At 66.7% G+C, this 26,918-nt stretch carries 25 protein-coding genes and 1 pseudogene; 12 read left to right on the top strand and 14 right to left on the bottom strand.

The window, feature by feature from the left end:
* Positions 1-10: 10 nt before the first annotated feature.
* Entirely contained in the window at positions 11-2,212 is a 2,202-nt protein-coding gene (locus tag ACFEMD_RS09445) for a heterodisulfide reductase-related iron-sulfur binding cluster (RefSeq protein ID WP_394740762.1), read from the bottom strand.
* A 166-nt stretch (positions 2,213-2,378) separates the two neighbouring features.
* Here ACFEMD_RS09445 and ACFEMD_RS09440 point away from each other — a divergent pair, with 166 nt between their 5' ends.
* Positions 2,379-2,969, top strand: a complete 591-nt coding sequence (locus ACFEMD_RS09440) for a conditioned medium-induced protein 4 (RefSeq protein WP_394740761.1) — start codon at positions 2,379-2,381, stop codon at positions 2,967-2,969.
* 60 nt (positions 2,970-3,029) lie between these two features.
* Positions 3,030-3,710 (top strand): CRISPR-associated protein Cas4, encoded by a 681-nt coding sequence (locus ACFEMD_RS09435; RefSeq protein WP_394740760.1) that lies wholly within the window; start codon positions 3,030-3,032, stop codon positions 3,708-3,710.
* Between the two features lie 25 nt (positions 3,711-3,735).
* On the opposite strand, the gene ACFEMD_RS09430 is transcribed toward ACFEMD_RS09435, so the two are convergent.
* From ACFEMD_RS09430 to ACFEMD_RS09420, 3 genes are read right to left on the bottom strand one after another with little or no spacing between them, the layout of a single operon-like run.
* Entirely contained in the window at positions 3,736-4,320 is a 585-nt protein-coding gene (locus tag ACFEMD_RS09430; RefSeq protein WP_394740759.1) for an L-threonylcarbamoyladenylate synthase, read from the bottom strand.
* Between the two features lie 39 nt (positions 4,321-4,359).
* A complete protein-coding gene (locus ACFEMD_RS09425; RefSeq protein WP_394740758.1) occupies positions 4,360-4,866 on the bottom strand; it encodes a redoxin domain-containing protein in 507 nt (168 codons plus the stop codon).
* On the bottom strand, positions 4,866-5,198 hold the full coding sequence (locus tag ACFEMD_RS09420; RefSeq protein ID WP_394740757.1) for a glutaredoxin family protein: 333 nt from the start codon (positions 5,196-5,198) through the stop codon (positions 4,866-4,868). Before ACFEMD_RS09420 ends, ACFEMD_RS09425 begins: the two co-directional genes overlap by 1 nt.
* Positions 5,199-5,293: 95 nt before the next feature.
* Between ACFEMD_RS09420 and ACFEMD_RS09415 the strand changes: the two genes are divergently transcribed.
* Positions 5,294-6,682 (top strand): hemolysin family protein, encoded by a 1,389-nt coding sequence (locus ACFEMD_RS09415; protein ID WP_394740756.1) that lies wholly within the window; start codon positions 5,294-5,296, stop codon positions 6,680-6,682.
* Here ACFEMD_RS09415 and ACFEMD_RS09410 read toward each other — a convergent pair.
* The 3 genes from ACFEMD_RS09410 to ACFEMD_RS09400 all read right to left on the bottom strand — a co-directional run bounded on the left by ACFEMD_RS09410 (position 6,679) and on the right by ACFEMD_RS09400 (position 9,431).
* The gene (locus tag ACFEMD_RS09410; protein WP_394740755.1) at positions 6,679-7,383 is read right to left on the bottom strand and encodes a hypothetical protein; all 705 of its coding nucleotides are present in this window, start codon (positions 7,381-7,383) and stop codon (positions 6,679-6,681) included. The genes ACFEMD_RS09415 and ACFEMD_RS09410 overlap by 4 nt on opposite strands.
* 52 nt (positions 7,384-7,435) lie before the next feature.
* Complete coding sequence (locus tag ACFEMD_RS09405) at positions 7,436-8,623, bottom strand: inorganic phosphate transporter (protein WP_394740754.1); 1,188 nt, start codon at positions 8,621-8,623, stop codon at positions 7,436-7,438.
* Positions 8,624-8,714: 91 nt separating this feature from the next.
* Positions 8,715-9,431: a DUF5828 family protein gene (locus ACFEMD_RS09400; protein WP_394740753.1), complete on the bottom strand. Its 717-nt coding sequence runs from the start codon at positions 9,429-9,431 to the stop codon at positions 8,715-8,717.
* A gap of 145 nt (positions 9,432-9,576) precedes the next feature.
* On the opposite strand from ACFEMD_RS09400, the gene upp reads away from it, so the two are divergent.
* Entirely contained in the window at positions 9,577-10,254 is a 678-nt protein-coding gene (gene upp / locus ACFEMD_RS09395) for a uracil phosphoribosyltransferase (protein WP_394740752.1), read from the top strand.
* A 27-nt stretch (positions 10,255-10,281) separates the two neighbouring features.
* On the opposite strand, the gene ACFEMD_RS09390 is transcribed toward upp, so the two are convergent.
* The 3 genes from ACFEMD_RS09390 to ACFEMD_RS09380 all read right to left on the bottom strand — a co-directional run bounded on the left by ACFEMD_RS09390 (position 10,282) and on the right by ACFEMD_RS09380 (position 14,027).
* Positions 10,282-10,476, bottom strand: a complete 195-nt coding sequence (locus ACFEMD_RS09390) for a YgaP family membrane protein (protein WP_394740751.1) — start codon at positions 10,474-10,476, stop codon at positions 10,282-10,284.
* A gap of 167 nt (positions 10,477-10,643) precedes the next feature.
* Positions 10,644-11,786, bottom strand: coding sequence for a M48 family metallopeptidase (locus tag ACFEMD_RS09385; RefSeq protein WP_394740750.1), 1,143 nt, complete (start codon positions 11,784-11,786; stop codon positions 10,644-10,646).
* A 72-nt stretch (positions 11,787-11,858) separates the two neighbouring features.
* Positions 11,859-14,027: a S9 family peptidase gene (locus ACFEMD_RS09380; protein ID WP_394740749.1), complete on the bottom strand. Its 2,169-nt coding sequence runs from the start codon at positions 14,025-14,027 to the stop codon at positions 11,859-11,861.
* Positions 14,028-14,245: 218 nt separating this feature from the next.
* Between ACFEMD_RS09380 and ACFEMD_RS09375 the strand changes: the two genes are divergently transcribed.
* The 4 genes from ACFEMD_RS09375 (at position 14,246) to ACFEMD_RS09360 (ending at position 19,624) form a co-directional block, all read left to right on the top strand.
* The gene (locus ACFEMD_RS09375; RefSeq protein WP_394740748.1) at positions 14,246-15,343 is read left to right on the top strand and encodes a TAXI family TRAP transporter solute-binding subunit; all 1,098 of its coding nucleotides are present in this window, start codon (positions 14,246-14,248) and stop codon (positions 15,341-15,343) included.
* Between the two features lie 42 nt (positions 15,344-15,385).
* Complete coding sequence (locus tag ACFEMD_RS09370; protein WP_394740747.1) at positions 15,386-15,934, top strand: DUF1850 domain-containing protein; 549 nt, start codon at positions 15,386-15,388, stop codon at positions 15,932-15,934.
* Positions 15,931-18,639 carry a TRAP transporter permease gene (locus ACFEMD_RS09365; protein WP_394740746.1) on the top strand — a complete coding sequence of 903 codons (2,709 nt, stop codon included), beginning with the start codon at positions 15,931-15,933 and terminating at the stop codon, positions 18,637-18,639. Before ACFEMD_RS09370 ends, ACFEMD_RS09365 begins: the two co-directional genes overlap by 4 nt.
* Positions 18,640-18,766: 127 nt before the next feature.
* On the top strand, positions 18,767-19,624 hold the full coding sequence (locus tag ACFEMD_RS09360; protein ID WP_394740745.1) for a hypothetical protein: 858 nt from the start codon (positions 18,767-18,769) through the stop codon (positions 19,622-19,624).
* A 12-nt stretch (positions 19,625-19,636) separates the two neighbouring features.
* On the opposite strand, the gene ACFEMD_RS09355 is transcribed toward ACFEMD_RS09360, so the two are convergent.
* Complete coding sequence (locus tag ACFEMD_RS09355; RefSeq protein ID WP_394740744.1) at positions 19,637-20,245, bottom strand: IMPACT family protein; 609 nt, start codon at positions 20,243-20,245, stop codon at positions 19,637-19,639.
* Positions 20,246-20,391: 146 nt separating this feature from the next.
* Here ACFEMD_RS09355 and ACFEMD_RS09350 point away from each other — a divergent pair, with 146 nt between their 5' ends.
* The gene (locus ACFEMD_RS09350; protein WP_005554756.1) at positions 20,392-20,784 is read left to right on the top strand and encodes a DUF7522 family protein; all 393 of its coding nucleotides are present in this window, start codon (positions 20,392-20,394) and stop codon (positions 20,782-20,784) included.
* Here ACFEMD_RS09350 and ACFEMD_RS09345 read toward each other — a convergent pair whose 3' ends face one another.
* Together ACFEMD_RS09345 and hisB are read right to left on the bottom strand one after the other, a co-directional pair.
* Complete coding sequence (locus ACFEMD_RS09345; RefSeq protein WP_005554754.1) at positions 20,785-21,288, bottom strand: hypothetical protein; 504 nt, start codon at positions 21,286-21,288, stop codon at positions 20,785-20,787. It lies immediately after the preceding gene.
* Between the two features lie 83 nt (positions 21,289-21,371).
* The gene (gene hisB / locus ACFEMD_RS09340) at positions 21,372-21,959 is read right to left on the bottom strand and encodes an imidazoleglycerol-phosphate dehydratase HisB (protein WP_394740743.1); all 588 of its coding nucleotides are present in this window, start codon (positions 21,957-21,959) and stop codon (positions 21,372-21,374) included.
* 262 nt (positions 21,960-22,221) lie between these two features.
* Between hisB and ACFEMD_RS09335 the strand changes: the two genes are divergently transcribed.
* The gene (locus ACFEMD_RS09335; RefSeq protein ID WP_394740742.1) at positions 22,222-22,491 is read left to right on the top strand and encodes a hypothetical protein; all 270 of its coding nucleotides are present in this window, start codon (positions 22,222-22,224) and stop codon (positions 22,489-22,491) included.
* Positions 22,492-22,590: 99 nt separating this feature from the next.
* On the top strand, positions 22,591-24,120 hold the full coding sequence (locus ACFEMD_RS09330) for a TrkH family potassium uptake protein (RefSeq protein ID WP_394740741.1): 1,530 nt from the start codon (positions 22,591-22,593) through the stop codon (positions 24,118-24,120).
* Between the two features lie 13 nt (positions 24,121-24,133).
* Here ACFEMD_RS09330 and hisA read toward each other — a convergent pair whose 3' ends face one another.
* On the bottom strand, positions 24,134-24,877 hold the full coding sequence (hisA, locus tag ACFEMD_RS09325) for a 1-(5-phosphoribosyl)-5-[(5-phosphoribosylamino)methylideneamino]imidazole-4-carboxamide isomerase (RefSeq protein ID WP_394740740.1): 744 nt from the start codon (positions 24,875-24,877) through the stop codon (positions 24,134-24,136).
* Between the two features lie 118 nt (positions 24,878-24,995).
* On the opposite strand from hisA, the pseudogene ACFEMD_RS09320 reads away from it, so the two are divergent.
* Positions 24,996-26,846: pseudogene (locus tag ACFEMD_RS09320) on the top strand (SLC13 family permease).
* Positions 26,847-26,918 lie beyond the last annotated feature (72 nt).

Genomic DNA, 26,918 nt, shown 5'->3' with positions numbered 1-26,918 from the left:
CCGAGTGGGCTCAGTCGGCCGCCGCGGTCTCGAGCCCCGCCTTCTCCCGAGCGCCGATCGCCTCGACGAGCAGTTCGGCGACGTCGACGACCTCGATGTCGTCCTCGAAGCCACCGGTCTTGCGGCCGTCCTCATACATCGTCATACACATCGGGCAGGCGACGACGAACTTCTCGATGCCCGAGCCGGCGTCGGTGTCCTCGAGGGCCTCCCGAAGTCGCTCCTCGCTAGGCTTTGGCTCCTCGTCGAACTCCATCCAGAGGCCGCCACCGCCGCCGCCACAGCAAAAGGAATCGGCGCGGTTGCGGGGCATCTCCTCGAGTTCGCAGCCCGTCGCTTCGATGATCTCGCGGGGTGCCTCGTACTCGTCGTTGTACCGCCCGAGGTGACACGGATCGTGGTAGGTGACCGTGTAGTCGAGTTCCGTACCCGATAGCTCGAGTCGGCCCTCGTCGACGAGTTCCTCGACGGCCTGGGTCCAGTGGTAGACGTCGACCTCACCGTCGGCGTTCCACTGCTGTTCGTAGTCGAAGGGCATCATCGGGTCGTCGGCGAACTCCTCGAAGTCGACCTCGGGGTACTCGTTTTTGAAGGTGTTGTAGGAGTGGGGGTCCGTACAGACGATTTTATCGAACTCGCAGTCCTCCCAGGTTTCGACGTGGTGACCGGCGAGTTCGACGTAGAGGAACTCCTCGCCGACGCGGCGGATGTCGTTGCCGTCGTACTTCTCGTCGTCGAAGAGGATGCCGAAGCTGACGTCGGCCTCCTGAAGGATGGCCGCCAGCGAGCGGGCGACCTGCTTGTTGCGGTCGTCGTAGCTGGGGTAGTCGCCGACGTACCAGAGGTAGTCGACCTCCTCCTCTCGTGCATCGGTAACGTCGAACTCGAGGTCGTCGGCCCAGTCGGCCCGAGAACGCGGGCTGTCGCCGAAGGTGTTGCCGTTTTGCATGACGTTCTGGAAGACGTCCTGCATCCCGGGATCGACGTCGCCCTGATCGGTCATCTGGCGGTTGAGCCGGGTAAAGGATTGGAGGTGTTCGATCTCGACCGGACAGGCGTCCATGCAGGCCATACAGGCCATGCAGGACTCCATCGTCTCGGTGTCGATCACGGAGGTGCCGCCGTCGGCGATGATCGGTTGCTCCTCGCCGCCCTCGGCGCGGTGTTCGCGGTACTTCTTGAGGTCGAGGATGACGTTGCGCGGGTCGAGCGGTCGGCCCGAGGCCTTGGCGGGACAGACGGCCGAACACCGGCCGCACTTGGTGCAGGCGTCCTGGTCGAGCATCTCCTTCCAGGTGAAGTCCTCGATGGACTCGGCGTTCGTGGCGTCCAGATCGGCGGGGACGTTCGGCAGCCGTTTGCCGGCCTTCTCGTCGCGGGTGACGACGTTCGCAAAGGACGAAAGCATGTGGAACGGCTTGGCGTAGGGGATCCACGCGATGAAAAAGAAGGCAATCAGCGAGTGGGACCACCAGGCCAGCCAGTGGAAGGTCTCGGCGTTGAAGCCGAGGACGCTGAGTGCGGTGTAGTTCGGATCCGTGGCGGTCCCCTCGACGACGGGGAGGCCGATCGTCTGGAACAGCAGGGCGAGCCCCCAGCCGACGAAGCTGACGATCTCGTGGTCGGGCATCCCCGTCGCGTAGATGCGCAGTCCCTCGAGCAGGAAGCCGCCGACGCCGAGGGCAAACAGCGTCCAGATGAAGATGTCGTCCTCGCTGGAGGTATGGCGATCCCAGAGGCGTTCGTTGCGCACCCAGTAGCGCCGATACATCGCCATCCCGATCCCGACGACGAACAGCAGTCCCATCGCGTCGACCATGAACTGGTAGGCGAGGTAGAAGTCGCCGACCCAGAACGAGCCCTGGAACGGCTCCCAGAAGTAGCCGTCGACGAACAGGATCGTCGTCGCGATCAGCAGGGTCAGAAACCCCCACATGATGAAGGCGTGCATCAGCCCGCCGTAGAGATCCCTGTCGAACTGCTTCTCGTTCGAGAGCACGATCTTCGTACTCGAGAGGATCCGGCTTGCGAGATCGTCGAGGCGAGCGAACGGGTCGTCGTCGCCGGCCGTGTACCGCGTAAATCGACTGTACACCCCGTAGAGGAAGACGAGGATCGTGACCGTCGCCAGGAGATAGAACAGCGCGTACTCCGTGCTGCTGAGTCCCCAGTACGTCTCCCTCGTCGCCTCCGTCTGCGCGAGGACGTTCATGTTCAATTAGGCGGGGAGCCGTGACTTAATTCTTGTCACGAGATTGTCCCGCGTACCCCTCCGTCGTCTTGCGTAAATTAACCAGATATTGTGAGTTTTCCGAACTGCCGGCCGTTACCCGTTCTGCCAACAGGCTTATATAGCCGCCCCCCGCGAGTGTCCACCCATGAACGAAAAAACGGAAGAACTTCGCGACATCTTCACCGAGGTTACCGACGGCGAGGAGACCGTCACGGAGGCCCAGGAGGACGACCGGGGCTCCCTCGAGAAGGACGAACGCACGGACCGGGAGCGCCTCGAGAGCGTCGTCACGCAGATGAACGAGCGCTACGGACTCGAGGGGCCGTTCTCGACCGACGACTACCTCCAGATCGCGGAGGGGTTCTACGACGATCGCTCCGACGCGGAGCTGGCCGAAGAGCTCGGCGTCGCCGAGGACGACGTCTTCGAGGCCCGAATGTCGCTGCACCTGATCGACGAGAGCGACGCGGACGAGGTCGACCTCGCCGCGATCCGCGAGCGCGAGGAGGACGACGCCGCGCTCGCCGAGGAGTACGACGTCAGCGAGGAACGGATCGGGCGCTACCGTCGCGTCGCCACAGCCCAGGACGAGTCCCGCGCGGCCAACGACCGCTACCGCGACGAGTTCGACAGCGTCCTCGCCGACGCCGACCTCTCCGAGCGCATGGCGACCGACGTCCGCGAGGACGGCCTCGAGGACGCGACCGAGGGGATGGAAACCGACGTCGACTTCTAGCGAGACGAATTCGTCGCGACGTAGGCGAGGTTTTTGTACGAGGGCGGGGCCAGACCACCCGTGTCACACGTCGCCTTCAGCGATCTCCGGACCGCCGCCTACTGCCCGCGGAAGTGTTACTACCAGCGCCGGCACGACGACGACGACCGCGAACCGCCACCCGAGGTTACAGAAATTCGGGAGCTCGAGCCCCGCTACGAGTCCCTGCTCGAGGCGTCGATCGACGACCTCGAATCCGAGCCGATCGCCCTTCCGCCGGCGGCCTACCGCGACCGACTCGCCGAGACCCGACGGCGGCTCGCGACAGCGGACCACTGGCGGCGTCTCCGCGAGCCCGACGCGCGAACCGTCCTCGCGACGGGGCGCCACTGTCGCGGGATCGTCCACAAGGTCCTCGAAGATCCCCTCGAGCCCGTCCTCGTCTCGGCTGGAAAACCCCCCGACAACGGCGTCTGGGAGTCCCAGTCTGTCCACGCTGTCGCGGCCGCGAAGGCGCTGGCCTGGGAGCACGAGCGGTCGGTCGAGCGCGCCTGGCTCGAGTACCCCGCTCACGGTACGATCCGGCGGATCGATCTCACGACCCGACGGAAGGCGGGGTACCGTCGGACGTTACGGGCGGTGCGGGAACTCGACGGCCCGCCGGCCAGAATCGACAACCGGGCGAAGTGCGGAGCCTGCGAGTTCGCCGAACAGTGTGGCGTTCGAACGCGGACGCTGCGGTCGCTGCTCGGACTCGGGTAGCGGGTCTCGAGTAGGCAGCGGTCGGTCACCGAGCCTCGAGCCACGCCTCGATCTCGTCGGCTCGCGCACCGCGGCGGTGGACCGTTCCGCTCGAGACGTCGACGACAGTGCTTTCGGTCCCGGCCGTCTCGCCGCCGTCGATCGTCACCGCGACGGCCTCGCGGATCGACGGCTCGAGGTCGTCGATCCGGCGGACGCTTCCGCTCCCGCTGACGTTCGCGCTCGTCGACGTGATCGGCGTTCCGGCCCGCTCGCAGAGCCGAAGCACGAGGTCGTGGTCCGGCACCCTGACCCCGACTCGATCCTCGCCCGCGGTTAGCTCGTCGGGGACAACGTCGCGTCGCTGACAGAGAACGGTCACGGGGCCCGGGAGGAACGCCGCCATGAACTCGCGCTCGCGGTCGGTCGCGCGGACGTAGTCGAGCGCCGACGGGACCGACGGAACCGCCATCGAGACGGGTTTGGATCGGTCCCGCCCTTTCGCCTCGAAGACGCGCTCGACGGCGTCGGAATCGACGGCGTTCGCACCGAGCCCGTAGACGGTCTCGGTCGGGTAGACGACCAGCTCGCCCTCTCGGATCGCGGTGGCGGCCGACTCGAGTTCGCTCATAGCTCTCGATCGGTTCGGCGACGTCAAAAACGCACCGCGTCAGTCGAACCCGAACTCGGCCTCGAGCGCCTCGTAGTCGGGAAACTCGGGCCACTCGTCGGCGACCCAGACGGACTCGACCGACCGGTCAGCGTCGAGGGCGACGAACGCGAGCCGGGGTTCGCTGACGCCGGCCATCCCGTCGAGGTCGTGGGCGATCCCGTAGTCGGCGGCGATCTCGTTGGTCGGATCGGCGAAAACCTCGACTGGGAGGTCGTTCTCGTCGAGGAACCTCGAGATCCCGTAGGGCGTTGAGGCCGTGACCCCGACGATCCGCTCCTCGCGCTCGAGCCAGCCCCGGTCGGCCAGCTCGCTCCAGACGTACTTGGCGACGAACGAGCCGATCATCGGCGTGAAGACGAGGATCGTTCGGCCGTCGACCAGCTCCGCCAACGAGCGGTCCTCCCAGAACTCGTCGGCGACGAGCGGTCTGGTGAAGTCGGGCGCCGTCTCGCCGGGCTCGAGGTGGTCGGCCGGCTCGAGTTCGACGACGTCGAACTCGGGCATCAGTCGTCACCTCCGGTTTCGGCGGTCGCCTCGTCAGCAGCCGCCGAGCCGGTCGGCGGGCCGTCGCCGTAGGTCGACTCGAGGTAGTCGACGATGTTGGCGCTCTCGGCCATCGTCACGCCGGTCTCGTGGTCGACGATGACCGGCACGGTGCGGACGCCGGCGACGCGCTTGACGACATCGCGACGGGAGTGTAGCGGCTCGACGAACCGCGAGCGGTACTCGAGTCCCAGCTCTCCGAGCGCGCGAGCGACGCGCTCGCAGTACGGACACGCCTGGAGCCGGTAGAGGGTGATCGCCGGTCCGTCGTCGCGACTGGTGGCCTCGGACATGGCCGTTCGTTGGGGGACTGGCGGGGTAAACGTGTCGTCGGAAGGGGGAAAAGAATGGTAAACGGTTAACCGATCGGGTGTTAAGTCAGGACATCATGGCGCTGTCTCCGCTGCTCGAGGTCGTGCTCGCCGCCTACGAGGTCCCGTTCGTCGGCCTCGAGTTCGACGACTCGACCGTGACGATTCTCGGCCTTTTCGCTGTCGGCGTGCTTATCGTGTTATCGGGATTCTTCTCTTCGTCGGAGATCGCGATGTTCAACCTGTCGAAACACCGCCTCGAGGGGATGGTCGAGGAGGGCATCGAGGGTGCGGAACTGGTGAAAGCCCTCAAGGACGATCCCCACCGATTGCTGGTGACGATCCTCGTCGGCAACAACATCGTCAACATCGCGATGACCTCGATCACGACCGCGCTGCTCGGACTCTACTTCGGCGGACTGGCGGCGGTCCTGATCTCGACGCTGGGAGTCACCGCGATCGTCCTCCTGTTCGGCGAGAGCGTCCCCAAGTCCTACGCAGTCGAGAACACCGAATCGTGGGCGGTCCGGATCTCGAAGCCACTGAAGGCCACCGAGTACGTGCTGTATCCCCTGATCGTCCTCTTCGACTACCTGACCCGGCAGGTGAACAAGCTCACCGGCTCGACGGGCGCGATCGAGTCGCCCTACGTCACCCGCGACGAGATCCAGGAGATGATCGAGTCCGGCGAGCGAGAGGGGGTCTTAGAGGAGGAAGAACACGAGATGCTCACCCGGATCTTCCGGTTCAACCAGACGATCGTCAAGGAGGTGATGACGCCGCGACTCGACATGACGGCGGTCCCCAAGGACGCGACGATCGACGAGGCGATCGAGACCTGTATCCAGAGCGGCCACGCTCGCGTCCCGGTGTACGAGGGCAGCCTCGACAACGTTCAGGGTGTCGTCCACATCCGCGACCTGGTTCGGGATCTCAACTACGGCGAGGCCGAGGCGGAGAACCTCGAGCTCGCCGATCTGATCCAGCCGACGCTTCACGTTCCCGAGTCGAAGAACGTCGACGAACTGCTGACCGAAATGCGGGAAAACCGGATGCACATGGCGATCGTCATCGACGAGTTCGGCACCACCGAGGGGCTCGTGACGATGGAGGACATGGTCGAGGAGATCATCGGCGAGATCTTAGAGGGCGGCGAGGACCTGCCGATCGAGGAGATCGACGCCGACACCGTCCTCGTCCGCGGCGAGGTCAACATCGAGGACGTCAACGAGGCCCTCGAGATCGAGCTTCCGGAGGGCGAGGAGTTCGAGACGATCGCCGGCTTCATCTTCAACCGCGCGGGCCGACTCGTCGAGGAGGGTGAAGAGATCGAGTTCGACGGCGTCCGCATCACGGTCGAGGCCGTCGAGAACACCCGAATCATGAAGGCGCGGCTACACAAACTCGAGCGAGACGAGGAGGGTGAAGACGAGGCCGACGAACTCGAGGAGACCGACGCGAACTAGCGGGCGTCGACGGCGGCGACGACCTCGCGAGCGACCTGGGGCGGAACGACGATTCGCCGCGGACCCTGGACGTACCGGCCGTCGGGCTGTGCGTAGTCGAAGTTGACGATCGCGACGTCGCCGACCTGACGGACGGAGGCGTCCGTTATTACGTCGAGATCGATCGACTGGTCGGGATCGTAGAGGTAGATCGTGCGTTCGTCGGGGTTGTAAGCGCCGACCGAGCGCAGGAACGACGCGAGCAGAATCGCGACGAGCGCCAGTGGCAGCGAGAGGGCGGCCAGTCCGGTGAACGGGCCGGCACCGACGCCGCCCAGCAACTCCTGCTGTGAGACGATGCGACCGACGATCATCAGCGAGCCGATAAGGACGACCATCGCTACCGTTCCCAGCGTGGCGTCTCTCGCCCGGCTGAGCGAGGTACCGGAGGGAACCGATACCGACAGCCGACCGAAGATTCGCTCGAGCTGTCGTTCGGCGTCGTCCGAGACGGCGAACGCGAGCGCGGTAATGAGGAGTGCGACCAGCGCGGCGGCGACGATCGACTGACCGCCGACCTGGGTGGCCATATCGAACACTCGCCAGAAGACGATGATAACGGTCACGGCGAAGAAGGTCCCGACGCCGAGCGACCAGAGGAGCCGAACGGTACGAGAGGTGTCGGGATCCCGTCGCCACTGGATCGGTTCGGTCGCGCCCATACTCGACTCTCGCCACCCGCCGTGTAAAGGCTGTTCGATGTGTGCCGCTCGCTCAGAGCAAGAGCACGTCGACGACGCGGTAGCCGCCGTACGTGATAACGATCGAACCGGCAAGCGAGAGCACCCAAGCGAGAACGGTAAATCCCATCTTGCGGGCGCTGACGCCGCCGCTGCTCGCAGCAGCGTACCCGCTGCCGATGATCGCGCTGACGACGATCTGGTTGAACGACACCGGAATACCGAACAGGATCGCGACCTGCGCGATTGCGAACGATGGGATGAGCGCGGCGATCGACCGTCGCGGACCAAGCGAGGAGTAGTCCTGGGATATCGCCTTTATCATCCGCGTTGCGCCGGTCCACGCGCCGACGAGCAGGCCGACGCCGCCGCCGAGCAACAGGGCGGTAATCGACAGTCCGATGTCGTCTATGAGTGGAACGAGGGGACCGACCGCGAGCCCGACCTGACTCCCGCCGGCGGAGAAGGCGACGAGCGCCCCCATCGCGAGCAGGAAGTGTCGCTCGGCGACTTTCGTTCCGCGGCGCATGTCCCACCGAAGTCCGCCCGCACAGGCCGCCGCGATCGCACCAGTCGTCGCCGCGCTGCCGAGCACCGTCGATCCGGGGAGGGAGCCGGCGGCGGTAACAGCGATCGAGGCACCGCCGTCTGGCGGCCCGAGCATTGCGAACTCGATGTTTGCGAGCAACACGCCGACGATCGCCGCCAGGATGAGGACGACCTGGCGCTCGGGAATCGGCTCCTCGCGCAGGGCGCGCGCAGTCAGGTACGCGATTCCGCCCCCGACGAACGGTGTGAGCAACCAGAGGGCGGCGATCTCCTGATACTTCGCCCAGGCGGGATCGCCGCCCATCGCGAAGCCCGCACCGATCACCGCCCCGGTAACGGTGAACGCGGTGGCGATCGGGTAGCCGGTGAAGATTCCGATGACGACCAGTCCCGCGGCGATCGTCAGTCCGATCGTCGCCGCCTCCGCCGAGAGGGTGACGCCAATGATGAGATCCTCGCCGACGGCCTCGGAGACGTTCGCTCCCTGCAAAACGGCCCCCAGAAAACAACAGAGGCCGACGACGAAGCCGGCCCGCATCACCGAAATCGCGTTCGCCCCGACGGCCGGCGCGAACGGCGTCGATCCGCTCGAGCCGGCGCCGATCGCCCAGGACATAAAGAGACTCGCGGTCGCGGCGATCAAGAACAGTCCAATCGTCGCGATATCGACCATCTATCGAATAGTAGTCGAGGGCCCTACAAGTGTGTGCCGACCTGCAGCTGCGGGTTTCGAGAGACGGGCGCCACGTCTCGGTCCCGCTCGGTCAGTTCCGCGTCGACTTCGAGTTGTCGGCGGGCTCCGGCGGCGGCTCGGCACCCTCGATCGCCTCCGCGGCCTCCGTGTCCTTCTCGACCTCGACGTGCCAGCGGTCGATCGCGTCCTCGAACTCGCTGAGCTGTCCGGAGACGTCCTCCTTCAGAACGTCGTCGTTGACGTTGACCTCGAAGATGAACTGTTCGCCCTCGCCGCGGGTCGACTGCTGGATGTTCGCGCTGACGAGTTCGTTGTCGAAGTAGTACGGCGCGAGCTGGGTCATCACGTTCTGGTAGACCGTGTCCTCGACCCGTCGGAGCGCCTTTCGGCTCGCCGAGTCGGCCGCGCGCGCCACGTAGTCGATCGATTCCTTCCAGTCGTCGACCGCCGCGTCGGCGTCGTCCTTCTCCAGGTGCTCGTACGATTCCGAGAGTTTCTCGCCGGCGGTCTTGATGTCCTCGTCGGGTTCTTTTCCCGCGCGTTCGCCCTTTCCCTCCTCGATGCTCGCCTGATCGGATGTCTTCTCGCTGACGTCTCTCTCGAGCGTTTCGTGGGCCTTCGGACGCCACTCGTCCCACTCCTCGAAGGCGCGAGCGAAGCTGGCGCCGTAGTCGTGGTCGGGGTCGTGGACACCCGCCTTTCGGAGCGCCTGCGTGATCCGCTCGCCGTGCTCGACGACGTCGCCCCAGTCGCCGCGAACCTTGAATCCCGAGATGCTCTCTTCCATTCGGCTGGGCGACTGCTATGCGTCGAACCGACATAAGTCTCGTCGCTGCGTGAGATCGCTACTCTGGTGTAGCGTGGACACACGCCAGTTCGGCCGTCGAGGCGGACCGACACCGTGAAAGTGCCGGCGCGTGCCTGTTCGAGTAATGACGATCGAAGACCGGGACGACGCACACCTGATCACGCACGCGCTCGCGAAGCACACGCTCTCGCAGCTTCGGGACGTCGAAACCGAGCAGGTCAGCTTCCGGAAGGGACTGGTCAAGCTCGGCCGGATCTGTGGCTACGAGATCATCGACGGCCGGATGGAGACCGAGTACGTCGAGATCGAGACGCCTCTCGAGCCGACGATGGGCGAGCGGGTCCGCGGGCTCGACGACGTCGTTATCATCAACGTTTTGCGCGCGGCGACGCCGTTCGTCGAGGGACTGCTGAAGGCGTTCCCGCGCGCGCGCCAGGGCGTCATCAGCGCGAGCCGCGACGAGGAGGCCGGCCGCGAGGAGGACGGCTCGTTCCCGATCACGGTCGACTACGTCAAACTGCCCGAGATCCACGAGGAGGATACGGTGATTATCGCCGACCCGATGCTCGCGACCGGGAGCACGATGTGTACAGTTCTGGAACACGTCATCGAGAACTCGCCCGAGCCGGAGCATCTGATCGTCCTCTCGGCCGTGTCGGCCCCTGAAGGGCTGCTTCGAGTCGACGAGACCCACCCCGAGGCCGACCTGCTGACGGTCTCGATCGACGACCGCCTCGACGACGACGGCTTCATCGTCCCTGGGCTGGGCGACGCCGGTGATCGGGCGTTCCGAACGACGTAGCGGCTCGAACGGCAACTCTCGAGCGAGCTAGCTGCAGGTGTCGATTCCGAGCAGCTCGTTGGCGGGACAACGCTGGATGATCGCGGTCGCCAAAACGTCGCTACCGGCGACGAACGCCAGCGTCCCGAGCGTTTGGCCGCGGTTGCGGTAGCCGACGACGAGCAGGGCGATTCCGCCGACGACACGCAGCAGGCGGTCGAGTCCGCCGACGTTCGGATTCATGCGCCACCGGAAGGGGGCCACGCACGTCACTCTGTCCCCTGACCCCTCTGTTTCCGGTCGAACCCCCGCCACGTCGGGCGATTCACTCCCTCGATCTCGAGTGGAAACGGTCCCGGACCGTTCCCATCACGCCGCTCCTTCGTCGTTCGATTCGGCAGGAACGACCGTTACTCACGCCGCCGTCGCTCGAGCGCCCGCAGCCGATCGACCCGCGCCTCGGTCGGCGGATGTGTCGAGGGCCGCCAGCCCAGCAGCCGACGGACGGCGGCTGCCGTCGGCGCGACGAGTTGCTCGCGGAGCCACCCGCCGACCGCGGTCACCGCCCGATCGAAGAGGGTCGGATCCCCGATTCGCTCGAGGGAGACGGGCGAGAGGAACCGCTCGACCCAGCTCTCCTCTCCGTCTTCAGTGGCGTCCTCGAGGCCGAGCGGCTGCGGCACGATCCCGAGGGTCGCGCTGGCGTGTACCCGCGCGTCTCGTCGAGGGCGCGCCCCGTCGTCGAGCGTCTCCAGCGCGCTCGCCAGCGCCGCCGGATTCCCGGTGAGTCGGCTCGCGCCGCGATCGGCGGCGTACTCGCGGGCTCGCGAGAACAGTCCGAGGACGATCGCGTTCGCGCCGAGGACCGCACGAGCGACCGCGCTCAGGAGCAGGTAGCACATGCCGAGTACGAGAATCGGAATCGCGAAGACGATCACACCGATCCCGGTCACGAAGGCGATCAGCACCGTGTTCTCGAGGACGCGCCGTAGCAACTCCTCGCGCTCGAGCAGTCGATCGCCGATCGCGACGGCCGCGGCGACGGCGGTGACGACCGGCAGGTCGCGGTTCGCGACGTGGGCGACCTCGTGGGCCAGGGCAGCCTCGAGTTCGTCGTCGTCGAGTTTCTCGAGCAGCCCCGTCGTGAGGACGACCGTCGGCGAGCGCTGGCGCCCGACGGTCAGACAGCCCGGCTCGGAGCGGTCGGCGACGGCCACCGACGGAGCCGGGACGTCCGCCTGCGCCGCCAGCCGTCGGACCCGACTCGCGACGCTTCGCGGCCCGTCGCCGTCGACGGCCTCGAGCTCGAGTCCGGAGACGGCCGTTCGCGAGCCGTACCGCGCCTGCGTGGCGACGAGCCCGATCGCGCCGAGAAGCACCGCGCCGATCGAAAGCGGGAGGCCGAGTTCGATCGACACCGACCGTCCGCTCGCGGAAAGCGCGCGGCTCGCGATCCAGGCGAGTACCGCAAGGAGGGCGCCGTTGACGGCGATCACCAGTGCGAGCGCGCCAGCGATTCTGAGCTGGAGTCGTCGGTCGGGCGAAAGCGGCACGTACCGACGTTTATGTTCGATCGATAATATTATTTGCGGGTTGGCAGGTTTGTCGGAGCACGGACTCGAGCGCTACTCGTTGATTTCGCTCGTTTCGTCCGTCGCGCCCTCGTTGTCCTCATTATCGTTCGTCGCGCTCGAGAGCCCCGCATTGGGCTCGCGCTCGAGGGCCGGCGCCGCCTCGTGATAGCTCGAGTAGCCGTCGAACCAGCGGACGATCCGTTCGATGCGGTCGACGACGTGGCCCGGTTCGCCGCTGCGGGAGAGCTCGTGACCCTCGCGGGGGTAGCGGACGAGCCGCGTGTCGACGCCGTGTTTCTGCAGGCCGAGGTAGAACAGCTCGGCGGTGTTCGCGGGGGTTCGGTAGTCCCGATCGGAGTGCACCACGAGCGTCGGGGTCTCGACGTTCGGAACGTGGGCGACGGGCGACTGTTCCCAGAGGAACTCGGGTTCCGCCCAGGGAGTGGTGCCGAAGTCACCCTCGATGAGCTTGAACGCGTCCGTCGAGCCGTAGAAGCTGGAGAGATCGTAGACGCCGCGTTGGGAGACGGCAGCCCGAAAGCGGTCGGTCTGGGTCACCGTCCAGGCCGTCATGAACCCGCCGAAGCTGCCGCCGGTGACGTACAGCTCGTCCTCGTCGATGTAGTCGCGCTCGCAGACGGCGTCGACGCCCGCGAGGACGTCGGTCAGCGTCACGTCGCCCCAGTCGCGCTCGATGGCGCTCGCGTGGGCCTCACCGTAGCCCGTCGACCCTCGAGGGTTCGACCAGAAGACGACGTACCCCCGCGCGGCCAGGGTCTGGAACTCGTGCCACATCGTTCCCGACGTCGTCCACTGGGAGTGGGGGCCGCCGTGGATCTCGACGACCAGCGGGTAGGTCTCGCCGGAGTTTCGCGAGCCCCCCTCACCCGGCGCTTCCGAGGTGGACTGCACCTCGCCGCCGAACTCCGGAGGCGTGAGCAGCCAGCCCTGGATCTCGTGTCCGTCGCTCTCGAACCACACCTCCTCGGGCTGGCGGACGGCCCGATCCGAGAGGTACTCGTGGTTGACCCGGGTCAGCCTGACCGTCTCGGCCCCGCCGCGGGTCGTGAGGAACAGATCGCCGGGGTGGTCCCACTCGCTCTGTGCGACGGCGACGGCGTCGCTCCCCACCGAGAACGACTCGACGGTGACGCCCTCGCCGTACACTCGAGTCGGTTCCTCGCTCGCGTCGCCGGGGACCGACCAGAGCACCTGCGACCCCTCATCGGGCGTCGTAAAGTACAGCGACTCGCCCTCGGGAGCCCACTCGAAGCCCGAATCGTGACCGATCGTCCGATCGAGCGGCTCCGTCGGCGTCGTCTCGGTTCCGCTCGAGCGATCGTGGACGCGGAGTTCGGTCTGGCCGAGCGTCAGTCGCTCCTCGTCGGTGTACTCGAAGGCGACCCGACCGTCGGCCGTCGCCTCGAGTCCGCTGATCCAGCCCGTCGTCTGCGCGAATTCGGCGCGCTCGTCAGTTCCGATGTCGTGCTCGAGGAGGTCGTACGTCACGGAATCGTCGGGCACCTCGCCCGCTTTCGTCGCGTAGTAGACGGTCTCCGAGTCGCCCCACGTCGGACCGACGTGGTCGGCGTCGCCGTCGGTGAGTCGAGTGACCGCCGCTCCCGCGTCGGTGTCGTCCTCGCCGTCCGCCGAGGCGTCGACCGCGCCCTCGAGGGCCGCCTCGACGTCGAGGACGTACACGTGGCTCCGGCGGCCGTCCATGTACTCCGTTCCGGCGCGGTAGATCATGCGGTCGATCACCCGTGGATCGGGCGCCTCGGGTTCGTAGTCGGGATCGACCGCGACGTCGCGTCTCTCCTCGCGGTCGGCCTCGCTCACCCGCTGAGTGAACAGCAGTCGGGAGCCGTCGGGGCTCCACTCGAGGCCGTCGACCCCGCCGACGACGCCCGTAGCTCGCCGGGCCTCCCCGCCGTCGGTCGGGAGAACCCACACCTGCTGTCGGTCGCCGTCGCCGCGCGTGCTGGCGAACGCGAGTCGGTCGCCGTCGGGGCTCCAGCGGGGCTGGCCGTCGACGCCGTCGGCCGCGGTGAACTGTCGCGGCTCGTCGCCACCGACGGGAACAACGTGGATCGTCGCCGCGGTCGTCTCGTCGTCCTCCGGCGTCCGACGAACGAACGCGACGCGGTCGCCCTCCGGCGAGAGCTGGGGGTCCGCGGGCTGTACGAGGTCGTGATAGTCGGCGGCCTCGATTCGGTTCATGCCAACAGGCACCGTGGAGTCCGTGAAAGTATTTCGATTCGTAATCGTCTCGGCCGTTCGGCCGACGGAACGGTACGAGGAGCGCTCAGGCTGCGGTTCGAGACGAAACCACACGGCTTCGACCCGAGATGTGAGATCTTTCGTCCGATCTGGCTCGCCCTCGCCGAACGGAAAAAATCCGAAGCAGCTATTAACGAATTCCGCATTATATATCCTGCATGGTTCGACACATCAAGCGGCGCAAGTTCATTGCGCTCGGTGGGGCTGCTGGAATCGTGGGTTTCGCCGGCTGTATCGGCGAAGACGCTGAAGACGAGGCGAACGGAGACGACAACGGCGACGACGAAAACGGCGAGGACGACCTCGAGGAAGCTCAGCCCGAGGAGGGCGGCGAGACGCTCTCGCTGCACGCTGGCGGAACCGAGGGAACGTACTACCCGCTCGCGGGTGACATGAAGTCCATCGTCGAGGACCAGACGCCACACGGCATTCAGGTGCAGTCGACGGGTGCCAGCGTCGAGAACGCGGCCAGCCTCGGCCGCGAGGAGGCCGAACTCGCGCTGGTCCAGAACGACATCACGTACTTCGCGTACAACGGCGTCGAGCTCGACGAGTTCGAGGGCGAACCGCTCGAGAACATCCGCGGCATCGCCTCGCTGTACCCGGAGACGATCCACATCGTCACCCAGGAGGACTCCGGTATCGAGACCGTCGAGGACCTCGAGGGTGCGTCGATCAACACCGGCGACGCCGGCAGCGGGACGCAGGTCAACGCCCTGCAGATCCTCGAGTCGGCGGGCGTCGAGGAGTTCGACGAGCAGAACACCGACTTCGGGACCGCGGCCGACCAGATCGGCGACGGCGACGTCGACGCCGCGATCACCGTGGGCGGCTACCCGCTGGGTGCGATCGAGGACCTCTCGGCGACCCAGGACATCTCGTTCGTCGAGATCACCGACGAGGCCCGCGACAACCTGCTCGACGACGCGGAGTGGCTCGCCGAGGACGAGATTCCTGGCGGCACCTACGACGGCGTCGACGACGACGTCGAGACGGTCTCGGTGCAGGCGATGCTCGCGACCCACGAGGGGGTCGACGCGGAGATCGTCGAGGAGGTTACGGCGGCGATGTTCGACAACGTCGACGACTTCACGACCCAGGCGGACTTTATCGACCTCGAGACCGCCCAGGAGGCGATGCCGATCGATCTCCACGAGGGCGCGGCGGCGTACTTCGACGAGCAGGACGTCGACGAGGAGGACGCCGAGGACGACGAGGCGGACGAAAACGGCGAGGACGACGAAGAGGACGAGTAACGCCGCTCGACCGCGATATCGGGGGATTTCCGGAGCATCACCGTGGACCACCTGACCCGACGCGCGTTCCTCGTCTCTGCGGTTGCTGTCTCCGGAGCGACGGCCGTGGTTTCTTCGGCGACGGCCGACAGCACGCTCGTCGTCGCGGACGCGGAGTCCGACGAGCGGCTGTTCGAGATCCCGGTCGATCAGGGTCAGGAGGTGACGATCGCCTACACGCATAGCGTCGAGCGGACGCCGATCGAGGACGTCTACGTCGTCGACGGCTCGAGCCTGCGTGCCGATCGATCGGTCTTTCACTCGTTCGGCGCCGGGCTGCCGACGACGGACGTCGAGCGAACCGAGGAGGGGTACGTAGTCCGGGGATCGGAAACCCACGACGAACTGCTCGTCGCCCCCGGCGAGATCGCCGGCCACGAACTGATCGTGGGTGACGAACGGTACGCGCTGGCCGAGGCTGCGGACGGCCGCGTCGTCCTGTTTCTGGCCGACCGGGGGATCGGTGAGGTCGTCACCGACGGTAACTCGGGGCAACGAACCGAAACCAACACATTACCGACGGCGGCAAAAATGACTGATACGAACTCATGAGCGTAGACAGGGGGGATGAAGAGGCACTCAGCGACGAGGAACAACAGGAACTCATGGAGGAGGTCCAGCGACGCCGGTCCCACCGGGGACTGGCGGTCGTGATCGTCTCCCTGATCGCCATCGCGTTCTCGGCGTTCCAGATGTGGATCGCCGCGCGTGGCTACGTCTTCGGCGGGACGTTGCCGGTCGTCGGCGAGTATCGACTGATCGGCTTCCAGCAGCTTCAGGTCAACGCGATCCACGTCGCGTTCGGACTGGTGCTCGCGTTCTTGCTGTTCCCGACGACCCGCGGCGACGGGTTCGTCGTCCGACGACTCGGCCGGATCGAGCCGGCCGTCAGGAGTCGGTTCGGCGACGAACACCCGATTACTCGAGGGACTGCGAAGACTGCGGGCGCGACCAGGTGGGCGTTCCTTGACCCCGACATGAACCGGGTCGCGCCGGCCGACGTGATCCTGGCCGGTATCGCGATGATGCCGGCGTACTACATCGGGACCAACTACGACGAAATTCAGCAGATCGCCGTCCACCGCTTTGAGGACACCCAGTCGCTGGGCGAGGTCTTCCCGTTCCTGGCGCCCGTGGAGATGGGCCTGACCGCGATCGGAATTCCGATGGCCGACACCTCGGCCGCTTTCGTTCTCGCCGTCGTCGGGATGCTGCTGGTGCTCGAGGCGACCCGGCGAGCGCTCGGGCTCTTGCTGACGTCGCTGGTCGCCCTCTTTATCGTCTACGCTCGGTGGGGCTACCACATCCCCAGTGACTCCGCGATCGGCGCGCTGTCGATCCAGCCCGACAACTGGGGGAACATCATGTACAACCTCTGGTACACGGTCGAGGCCGGAGTCCACAGCCAGCCGGTGTCCGTCAGCGTCCGCTTTATCTACATCTTCATCCTGTTCGGCGCCTTCCTCGAGATGAGCGGGGCCGGCCGCTGGTTCATCGACATGGCCTACTCCGCGACGGGGACCCGCGAGGGTGGTCCCGCGAAGGCCAGCGTCGTCTCGAGCGGGTTCATGGGGATGCTCAGCGGCTCGTCGATCGCCAACACGGTGACGACTGGTGCGTTCACGATCCCGCTGATGAAGCGCTCGGGCTACTCGCCGGAGTTCTCCGGTGCGGTCGAGTCCTCCTCCTCGTCGGGCGGACAGATGCTTCCGCCGGTGATGGGCGCCGCGGCGTTCCTCATCGTCGAGTTCACCGGCACGCCGTACGCCGACGTCATCATCGCCGCAACGTTACCCGCACTCGCCTTCTTCTTCGGGATGTGGGTGATGGTCCACTTCGAGGCAGTCCGCGGCGGCATCGGCGGACTTCCCCGCTCGGAGCTGCCGGACGTCCGCTCGGCGCTGCGCAGCGGCTGGTTCTACCTCATTCCGCTGATCCTGCTGCTGTACTTCCTGGTGATCGCCCGGTACTCGATCAACCGCGCCGGCTGGCTGACCATCGTCGCCGTCGTCGCGCTGTTGGCGATCGTCGCCGCCTACGACGAACGCACGCGGATTCCGCTGATGGGGACGCTCGCGGCGGCGTACGTCGCCCAAGCGGCCGCGTACGCGACCGCCGGTGTCGGCCTCTTCGACGCCGCACAGGCGGCAGCCGGTCTCGAGACCACCGGCGAACCGCTGGCGGTCGGCGACGCGGCGGTGGCCGCGATCGGCGACTTCGGGGTGATCGCGATCCTCGTCAGTGCGGTCTTCATTCTCCTACGACCGCGGGCCGACGCGCCGCTGCTCGACTTCGACCCCGAGGTCGACGAGGCGGCCAATCGAAGCGCGAAGGCGTTCAACCGCCCGTCGCTGTCGGGCAACCGCGCCTACCGCTTCGGGACGTTCGTCCTGAAGTCGATGGACTCCGGTGCGCGAACAGCGACGACGGTCGTCGTCGCCGTCGCCGCCGCCGGCGTCGTCCCCGGCGTCATCAGCGTCTCCGGGCTCGGGCCGAACCTGGCCGCGCTCATCAGCCAGGTCAGCGGCGACTCGATGCTGATCCTGCTCGGTCTGACCGGCGTCGCCGCGATCATCTTCGGGATGGGGATGCCGACGACCGCGATGTACATCATCCTCGTCGCGATGCTCGAGGCGCCGCTGGTCGAGGCCGGCGTCATCGTCCTGGCTGCACACCTGTTCGTCCTCTACTGGGGACTGATGGCCGACGTCACCCCGCCGGTGGCGGTCGCCGCGTTCGCCGGGGCCGGCGTCGCGAAAGCCGAGGAGATGAAAACGGCGACGATCGCGTTCCTGCTCTCGCTGAACAAGGTTCTCGTCCCGTTCGCGTTCGTCTTCTCGCCGGGGATCCTGTTCCTGCGCGACGGCGAGATCATGGGCTGGAACGACGTCGCCGATGTCGGCTTCGTCGTTCCCGAGGTCGTGATCCCCGTGCTCGGGATGTTCATCGGGGTCTACGCACTCGGCGTGACGATCATCGGCTACCAGTACGCCTCGGTCTCCCAGCTGAACCGCGCGCTGTACTCGATCTCGTCGATCCTGCTGATGGTGCCGGAGATTCCGCTGCTGATCGTCGAGGGAATCCTCACGCTTGCGGGTATCCCCTCGGCGCTGACGATCTTCGAGATCACCGCCTCGCTGCGGGGCGTCGGCCTGGCGATGCTCGTGGTACTGACCTACCGCAACCGCTCGCGGGCCGACCTCGAGGAGGCCGACGCCGACGCGGCCACCTCCGCGCCGGCGGCTGGCGACGCCTGAGACGGTCTGCTGTACCGAGTTCCCGGCACAACCGCAGAACGGCTCGCGGTTGTGCCGTCACCGACGTACGACGATCCGTCTGACTCCGACCCGTCATTATTTTAACCAGTCCGACGTAGTGGGCGATATGTCTGATGCCAGCGAGCAGTCCGCCAGCTCTCCGAGTAGCTGGTTTCGGACCGCTTTCGGCCTCTACCTCGGCGTTCTCGTCGCCGGAATCACCGCCTCGGTGGCGGCGACGCAGCAGGTCTCGGACGCAGTCCTCGCCGCCGCGTTCGTCGGCGGTCTCGCAACCGGGGGAATCCTCGGCGTTCTCGCCGCGCGACTCGACGGCGATCTCGCGATCCGTCTCGGACGGAGCCGACGCCGTCGCGCACTGCTGTACCTGCCCGGGATTCCGGGCTTGCTCGGCGCGGCGGCCGCTACCGTGTCCTGGTCCCCGATCGCCTCGACGCTCGTCGCGACCGGGTCGTCGCTTGCCCTTCTCGTCCTCGGCTTCGTTCTCGGCGGTCTCGCCCAAACCGAGTACGTGGAGGGGGTCACCGCGGACGAGCCGACGGCAACCTGGGAGTGGACGCCGCCCGGCGGTGGGAAGGTCGATACGTTCGTCGCCCTCGCCTGGCTGTTCACCGCGTTCGCCAACGCCGCCGGGGGCAACTGGTCGGCCGCCGTCGTCTGGCTCCTGATCGCGGTCGGCTGGATCGTCGGCGGCGCTATCGAGGGCCGCTGGCAAACGTCGTGGGGTGCCGACCCCGAAATCCGGGTCCACGAGGCTGGACTCGTCAAACGCCGCCCGTTCACGAAGGCGTTCGTCCCCTGGGACGAGGTCGCCCACGTTCGACTCCACGAGGACGAACTCGTCCTCGATCGCGGACTGTTCGACGTCCGCCTCGAGCGATCCGAACTCGCCGAACTCGAGGCCGTCCGGGAGACGATCGAGCGAACCCTCGAGACCGCGGGCGCGGACGCCCGATCCGTGCCGTAGTCCGCCGTTCGGCTACGCCAGGTCGGCCCGTCCGCTCGTCGCGCTCCGGAGCCGATCCCGGAGCGCCTCGGCCTCCGCGCTCGGAACCCGCACCTCGAAGGTGACGGTGGCCTCGTACTCGGCGTCGAACTCGACGCCCTCGCTCTCCAAGATGCTACGGACGGTCCCGGAGTCGTCGTACTCGACGGTGACGGTTACCTGCTCGTGTGGCCGTTGTTCGACGATTCCCGCCGTCTCGACGGCCTCCTTGACCGCCCGGGAGTACGCCCGGACGAGTCCGCCGACGCCGAGGTTCGTCCCGCCGTAGTACCGGGTGACGACGACCGCGCAGTTCTCGAGTTCTTGCTGGGTGAGAACGTTCAGTGCGGGCTTGCCGGCCGACCCCGACGGCTCGCCGTCGTCGCTCGAGTACTCCCGGAGGAACTCCCCGCCGGAGCCGGCCCGCACCCGGTAGGCGGGAACGTTGTGGGTCGCGTCGTCGTACTCCGAGGCGACGTCCTCGACGAACGCCTCGGCGGCGTCGACGGAGTCGACGGGCCGAACGTGGCCGAGGAACTCCGATCCCTGGACGACGAACGTCGCCGTCGCGGCGTCGGCGGTGGTTCGGTACGTCTCGCTCACGTGGGATCACCCCGTCTCCGTCCTCGACCCTGCCCCGGATCGATCATGGGGGTGATACTCACGCGACCGAAAAGAGCCCGTCGGTCGCCCTGCCGGTCGGTGCCGGATCCGCTACGTTATTGGTCCTCGGTACGGTCTGTCGTCGCATGGACGATACCATCATCGACGAGACGTTCGCCGACGAGCTCCGCAGCGCCTGTCGAACCACCGTCGGCGACGAACTCCGCAGCATCACCTACCTCACCGAGGAGGACGTCGAGCAGGTGTACCTGCGGTCTGATCTCGACCGAACCGCCGACCTCATCGGGTTCGCCGAACACGAGCGCCGCGGCTTTCACTCCCAGTCGGCCTACCGAAACACGCAGCTCGGCGAGTACGAGGCGACGATCCGAATGTTCGAAAACGGGTACCTGAGCCGCGTGATCCGTGGCTCACACGGCGTCTGGGTGACGACCGACAACATGTCGATGGAGCGCTTCGAGGAGCTGACGAGCGCGCTCAGCGCCGTCCTCGAGGACCACGAGCCGGCCGACGGCTGATCACTGGAGCTCGATCTTGCGAACGAACTCGAGGTCGCGGATCTCGGTGATCACTTCGCCCGGCAGGTCCTGGTCGGTAACGAGGTAGAGCCGGGGTTCGTCGGTGAACTCGGGGTCTTCGCTGATCGTCTGCCGGATCGAGATCTCGTGCTCGGCCAGCGTCCCCGTGATCGTCGCGACGATCCCCTCCTGGTCGGCGTCGTCGACCGCGATCGACAGTACCGTCAGATCGAGAACCGGCGCGAGATCCATCAGACTCGGGACCTGCGAGATGTTCTGGAAGATCCGGCGCAGCTCGGGATCCTCGAGGATGACGTCGGTCGTCGAGTCGACGACCCGTCGGTCGACGCCGATCTCGCGGGCGATGCCCGTGTTCGGTATCTCGATGCCGCCGGAGACGACCCGGCCGTCGTCGTTGACGGAGAACCCGCGCTCGAGCAGCAGACGGATCACCGCCTGCTGGCTGGGCGATCCCTCGAACTTCTCCATAATCTCGTCGAACATGTCCGTACCGGGCGTACGCGGGCCGGAGTATAAGGATCGGTGATCGGTGCGCGCCGGTGGCTCGGCGGATATCCGAGGCTGCGCTACAGGGCGCCCTTCGTACTCGGGGTTCCCTCCCGGCGGTCGTCGATTCGGGTCGCGTCGTCGAGCGTGCGGGCGAGGGCCTTGAACAACGCCTCGACCTCGTGGTGAGCGTTCTCGCCGTCGACCTCGAGGTGGAGCGTCAAGCCGGCGTTCATCGCGAGCGACTCCCCGAAGTGGCGGGCCATGTCGCTCGTGAAGTCGCCGATCGCGTCCTGGGAGAACGCCCCGTCGAAGTAAAACCGGGGTCGGCCGCTAACGTCGACAACGGCGCCCGCGACGGCTTCGTCCAGGGGGACGCGACGATCGGCGTATCGGACGATCCCCGTTCGGTCCCCGAGTGCCTCGTCGAGCGCCGTTCCGACGACGATCGCGACGTCCTCGACCGTGTGGTGGTCGTCGATCTCGAGGTCGCCGTCGCAGTCGACCTCGAGGTCGAACAGCCCGTGTTTGGCGAGCGCGGTCAGCATGTGATCGAAGAAGCCGACACCCGTCTCGACGTCGGCGTCGCCGCTGCCGTCGATCGCGAGGGTGCAGTCGATGGTCGTCTCGCTCGTCTCGCGGGTTACCGTCGCCGTTCGCTCGCTCATGGTGGATCGATGCCGCCGCCGGTACAAGGTGGTTCCGCTCGGCTCGGGGTCGAGGCAGCGGTCGTTCCCAACGGATGAGTGTAGTTCACACGACCGAGCCCCTCAGAAGAGGTTATAAAATTTCTAACTAGTTGTGGAACGGTTTCGAAACGTCCCTTCCAGCACGGATCGGCGATAAAATAGAACTAACCTAACCTAATATTCGATAGCTTATATGATGGTTATGATGAATGTAAGAGATACAAAGAGGTAGTTCCTGGCCATGCCGAACCACTCCCCGCTTCCGAACGAATCGATTACGCCCGCCGACCCGGACGCGTCCACGCCCGAGCGATACCGTCGTCGATTCGTTCGCTCGGTCAAAGGCCCCGCCCAGTTCGTCGCGTTCTGGGCCGCGATCACCCTCCCGTTCGTCCACCTCCCGCTGCTCGCGCGTGGCCTCGGAGATCCGAACGTCCTGCTCGCGTTCTCCGTGTTGCTCGGGGTCAACGTCCTCACACTCTACGTCGGGCACGAACACAACCAGGACTGAATCCTCCCTCCGCTCGAACGCGTCCGCGTGAGAGGGATTCATCGCTCTGCTTCCGTTCCGAACCGATTATCTTCCCTCCTCTCACACCGTCGGGTACACGTGACGATCCGCGTCGACTGGCGCTCGAGCTGTAGCCTCACCGGAACGGTGCTCAAGTGGCTCGCCGTTCCGTTAGCGGCTCCGCTGGCGCTCGCCGTGTTCGACGGCGACGACCCGATTCCGTTTCTGGTCGCGATCGTCGTCACGGCGGCGATCGGACTCGCACTCGAGTCCCTCTCCGAGGAGCGCTCGCTCGGCCAGCGGGAGGCGTTTTTGATGGTCGCGATCACCTGGCTCGGGGTTGCGGCGGTCGGCGCCGTCCCCTTCCTATTGGCCGGGCTCGCGGCCGGTCCGCAATCGGCGTTCTACGGCGGGGTTGGCGGCCCGGTCAACGCCCTGTTCGAGAGCACAAGCGGGCTCACGACGACGGGTGCGACCGTGATGAGCGGCTGGGACTTCGAGAACCAGTCGCGTGCGATCATGCTCTGGCGCCAGCTGATCCAGTGGCTCGGGGGACTCGGTATCCTGATCGTCGCGATCGGACTGCTCTCGAACCTGATGGTCGGTGGCGCCCAGCTGATGGAGACCGAGTCCCAAACCCGAAACGTCCGCAAACTCCGTCCACACATCGGCGACACCGCCCGGCTCATCTGGGGGCTGTACGTCGGCCTCACGCTGCTCGCGGCCGCGACGTTCTACGGACTCCACCTCGCGGGACTCGGACCCAATATGGATCCCTTCAACGCCGTCTCCCACGCGATGACCAGCGTCGCCACCGCGGGTTTCTCGCCCGAACCCGACAGCGCCGGCGCCTTCTCGCCGGCCGTCCAGTGGGCGATCATCCCCTTCATGGTGCTGGGATCGACGAACTTCGTCCTGCTGTACTACGTCACGCAGGGCGACTACCGCCGCCCGCTCGAGTCCCAGGAGTTTCGCTTCTACGTCGGCGTGCTGGCGTTTTTCGCCGCGCTGGTCGTGGCGATTCTCCTGCTGGATCCCGACGTCAACACGGGTCTCGAGCCGACGATCCGCCACGGGGTGTTCAACGTCGCCTCGCTGGTGACGACGACCGGCTACGCGTCGACGGACTTCGACCTCTGGGGTCCCGGCGCGAAGCATCTGCTGTTTCTCTGCATGTTTATCGGGGGAATGGCCGGGTCGACGACCTGCTCGATCAAGTCGTTACGCTGGCTGGTGACGCTGAAGGCGTTCCGGCGGAGCCTCTTCACGTCGGTTCATCCGGAGGCGGTCCGCCCGCTTCGGCTCGGCAACGAGGTCGTCGACGAGGAGACGGTGCGGGACATCTACGCCTACATCCTGCTCACGCTCGTGATCTTCTTCCTGCTGACGATCTTCGTGGTCGTCGACGCGGCTCGCACCAGCGACCCCGTCGGCGAGTTCGAGGCGATGGGCGCCTCGGCGTCGATCTTCCTCAACATCGGCCCCGCCTTCGAGCGGGCCGGCCCGCTCGACAACTACGCCGGCTTCTCGGTCACCTCTCGAGCCGTGATGGTGATCATGATGTGGATCGGCCGCATCGAGATCATCCCGGTGCTCGTTCTGCTCACGCCGGCGTTCTGGAAGTCGTAGCCGATGGGCACGGTTAGTCCTCGGCGACTACCGCTTGCGCCTCCTCGAGCGTGAAGTTGCCCTCGTACAGCGCGCTGCCGACCACGACGGCGGCCGCGCCGGCCTCCTCGAGCGCCCGCACGTCCTCGAGGGTCGCGACCCCGCCGCTGGCGATCACCGGAATCTCGGTCGCCGCGACCAGCTCCTCGACGGGATCGGTAGCGACGCCCTCGAGCTGGCCCTCGACGTCGACGTTCGTAAAGAGAATCGCAGCCGCGCCGAGCTCCGCGTAGCGTTCGGCGGCCTCGACGGGTGTCACGCCGGCGCCCTGGGTCCAGCCCTCGACGACGACCTCGCCGTCTTTCGCGTCGAGGCTGACGACCACGCTGTCGGGATGCTCCTCGCTGATCTCGGCGACGATATTCGGGTTCTCGACGGCCGCCGTTCCGAGGATGACCCGATCGACGCCGCGCTCGAGCAGGTCGACGGCGTCGTCGGCCGTTCGGATCCCGCCACCCAGCTGCGTGGGAACGTCGACGGCGTCGATCACCGCGTCGATCGCGTCGGCGTTGGTCCGCTCGCCCTCGAAGGCGCCGTCGAGGTCGACGAGGTGGAGCGTCTCGGCGCCGGCGTCGATCCAGCGCTCGGCGGCCTCGACGGGGTCGCCGTACGTCTTCTCGGTGCCGCGCTCGCCCTGGACCAGCTGGACGACCTCGCCGTTTTGGACGTCTACCGCGGGGATCACCTCGAACTCGTCGTCGCTCGCGTCGGCTGTCATGCTATTCGGGTCGGCGGCCGAGGCGAGTAAAGGCGACGGTTTCGGCGACCGCCATCGAACGCCGACCGTCCGGCGTCCGTCGGAACTGTTACCTATCGGGTGTGAGTGGGAACGCAGTCTGTCGGAGCCCCTGGTGCTCGCCCAGGGCGTGACGACCCAGCCGGAGCTGACGACGGACATCCTCGTCGTCCTCGGCGTCGTCGCCCTCGCGCTCGTTCTCTTTCTCACTGAACGGCTGCCGATCGACGTCACCGCAATCTTGCTCATCGTCGTGCTGGTCGTGCTCGAGCCCTGGACCGGGGTCGATCCGAGCACCGGCGTCTCGGGCTTTTCGAACGACGCGACGATCACCGTGCTCGCGATGCTGATCCTGAGCGGCGGGGTCGCCCGCACGGGACTCGTCTAGGAACTCGGCCGACGGATGGCCGCCTACGCGGGCGACAGCATCCACAAACAGCTGTTCGCGACCGTGCTCGCGACGAGCCCCGCCTCGCGCTTTCTGAACAACACGCCGATCATCGCCCTGCTCGTCCCGGTCGTCACCGACGTCGCGAACCGGGGCGGAACCTCGCCCTCCAAACTGCTGATCCCGCTGTCGTACGCCTCCCAGGTCGGGGAATGCTCACGCTGATCGGCACGTCGACGAACCTGCTCGCGAGCGACATCAGCGGCCGACTGGGCGAGGAGTACCCCGAGCTCCACGCCTTCTCGATGTTCGAGTTCACCCAGTTCGGTGCGATCGTCGTCGTCACCGGCGCGCTGTACCTGATCGTCGTCGGCCACTACCTCATCCCCGAGCGAGTGCCCCCGCGGGCGGACTACTTAGAGGAATACGCCGTCGGCGACTACATCGCCGAGGTCGCGGTGGTTCCCGGCTCTCCCCTGGCCGGCGAGACCGTCGGCGACGCGACCGATCGGTTCGGACGTCGACGTCGTTCAGGTCGTCCGGGATCGGGATCGCTCGGTCGCTCCCAGACAGGACGCCCAGCTGCGGGAGGGTGACGTCCTCGTCGTCCGCACCGAACGGGCGGCGATCACGGCCTTCGAGGACCTCGACGGCGTCGAACACGTCGGCAAGCCCGACTCGGTGGTCGACCTCTCGACGGACGACGAGACGGGGATCGTCACGGAGCTGGTCGTCTCGCTCGACTCCCGGCTCGTCGGCGAGCGCCTCGACCCGGAGTCGTTCCGCGAGGAGTTCGGCGCGGCCGTCCTCGGGCTTCGGCGCCGCGGCGAACTCGTCAACGAACGGATCGTCGGCCGACGACTCGACGTCGGCGACACGCTGCTCGTCCAGGCTCCGCCGGAGACGCTCGATCGCCTCTCGCGCCGGGAGGACGTCATCGTCGCCCGCGAACCCCCTCGTCCCGACTACCGCGCCGACAAGGCGCCCATCGCCGTCGCGATCATGATCGGCGTCGTCGCCGTTGCCGCCCTCGAGCTGTATCCCATCCTCCTGTCGTCGCTCGCGGGCGTCGTCGCGATGGTCGTCACCGGCGTCCTCGAGCCCAACGAACTGTACGACGCCGTCGAGTGGGACGTCATCTTCCTGCTGGCGGGCGTGATCCCGCTGGGGATCGCCCTCGAGGGATCGGGCGCCGCGGCCTACCTCGCGTGGCTGGTCGTCTCGACGGCAGGCTTCCTGCCGACGATCGCCGTCCTCTGGCTGTTCTACATCGTCACGGGCCTGATCACGGAGGTCGTTAGCAACAATGCGAGCGTCGTCCTGATGGTTCCGGTCGGAGCGGCCGCGGCGGCGGGGATCGGTTCCAACCCGCTCGCGTTCGTCTTCGCGGTGACCTTCGCCGCCAGCACCTCCTTCCTGGGCCCGATCGGCTACCAGACGAACCTGTTCGTCTACGGTCCAGGGGGGTACCGGTTCACCGACTACTTCCGGGTCGGCGCGCCGCTACAGCTGCTGCTGTCGATCGTCACCGTGTTCGGCATCGCGTACTTTTGGGGCGTCTGAGCCGACCGGGAGTCGCCAGCGGTGTGCCGACGGTTACAGACGGGATCGGTCCGATACAATATTTGTTTCTCG

It is taken from the genome of Natronococcus roseus (assembly GCF_043677095.1).
In the GTDB taxonomy this organism is placed as follows: domain Archaea; phylum Halobacteriota; class Halobacteria; order Halobacteriales; family Natrialbaceae; genus Natronococcus; species Natronococcus roseus.
The sequence above is the reverse complement of the archived record's forward strand: the minus strand, read 5'-3'. Positions and strand labels throughout refer to the sequence as shown.

Excerpts from the sequence above, each read along its gene's own strand:
- ACFEMD_RS09445 (WP_394740762.1), bottom strand. The coding sequence starts at position 2,212 with ATGAACGTCCTCGCGCAGACGGAGGCGACGAGGGAGACGTACTGGGGA.
- ACFEMD_RS09440 (WP_394740761.1), top strand. The coding sequence starts at position 2,379 with ATGAACGAAAAAACGGAAGAACTTCGCGACATCTTCACCGAGGTTACC.
- ACFEMD_RS09430 (WP_394740759.1), bottom strand. The coding sequence starts at position 4,320 with ATGAGCGAACTCGAGTCGGCCGCCACCGCGATCCGAGAGGGCGAGCTG.
- ACFEMD_RS09425 (WP_394740758.1), bottom strand. The coding sequence starts at position 4,866 with ATGCCCGAGTTCGACGTCGTCGAACTCGAGCCGGCCGACCACCTCGAG.
- ACFEMD_RS09420 (WP_394740757.1), bottom strand. The coding sequence starts at position 5,198 with ATGTCCGAGGCCACCAGTCGCGACGACGGACCGGCGATCACCCTCTAC.
- ACFEMD_RS09415 (WP_394740756.1), top strand. The coding sequence starts at position 5,294 with ATGGCGCTGTCTCCGCTGCTCGAGGTCGTGCTCGCCGCCTACGAGGTC.
- ACFEMD_RS09410 (WP_394740755.1), bottom strand. The coding sequence starts at position 7,383 with ATGGGCGCGACCGAACCGATCCAGTGGCGACGGGATCCCGACACCTCT.
- ACFEMD_RS09405 (WP_394740754.1), bottom strand. The coding sequence starts at position 8,623 with ATGGTCGATATCGCGACGATTGGACTGTTCTTGATCGCCGCGACCGCG.
- ACFEMD_RS09400 (WP_394740753.1), bottom strand. The coding sequence starts at position 9,431 with ATGGAAGAGAGCATCTCGGGATTCAAGGTTCGCGGCGACTGGGGCGAC.
- upp (WP_394740752.1), top strand. The coding sequence starts at position 9,577 with ATGACGATCGAAGACCGGGACGACGCACACCTGATCACGCACGCGCTC.
- ACFEMD_RS09390 (WP_394740751.1), bottom strand. The coding sequence starts at position 10,476 with ATGAATCCGAACGTCGGCGGACTCGACCGCCTGCTGCGTGTCGTCGGC.
- ACFEMD_RS09380 (WP_394740749.1), bottom strand. The coding sequence starts at position 14,027 with ATGAACCGAATCGAGGCCGCCGACTATCACGACCTCGTACAGCCCGCG.
- ACFEMD_RS09375 (WP_394740748.1), top strand. The coding sequence starts at position 14,246 with ATGGTTCGACACATCAAGCGGCGCAAGTTCATTGCGCTCGGTGGGGCT.
- ACFEMD_RS09365 (WP_394740746.1), top strand. The coding sequence starts at position 15,931 with ATGAGCGTAGACAGGGGGGATGAAGAGGCACTCAGCGACGAGGAACAA.
- ACFEMD_RS09360 (WP_394740745.1), top strand. The coding sequence starts at position 18,767 with ATGTCTGATGCCAGCGAGCAGTCCGCCAGCTCTCCGAGTAGCTGGTTT.
- ACFEMD_RS09350 (WP_005554756.1), top strand. The coding sequence starts at position 20,392 with ATGGACGATACCATCATCGACGAGACGTTCGCCGACGAGCTCCGCAGC.
- ACFEMD_RS09345 (WP_005554754.1), bottom strand. The coding sequence starts at position 21,288 with ATGTTCGACGAGATTATGGAGAAGTTCGAGGGATCGCCCAGCCAGCAG.
- hisB (WP_394740743.1), bottom strand. The coding sequence starts at position 21,959 with ATGAGCGAGCGAACGGCGACGGTAACCCGCGAGACGAGCGAGACGACC.
- ACFEMD_RS09335 (WP_394740742.1), top strand. The coding sequence starts at position 22,222 with ATGCCGAACCACTCCCCGCTTCCGAACGAATCGATTACGCCCGCCGAC.
- hisA (WP_394740740.1), bottom strand. The coding sequence starts at position 24,877 with ATGACAGCCGACGCGAGCGACGACGAGTTCGAGGTGATCCCCGCGGTA.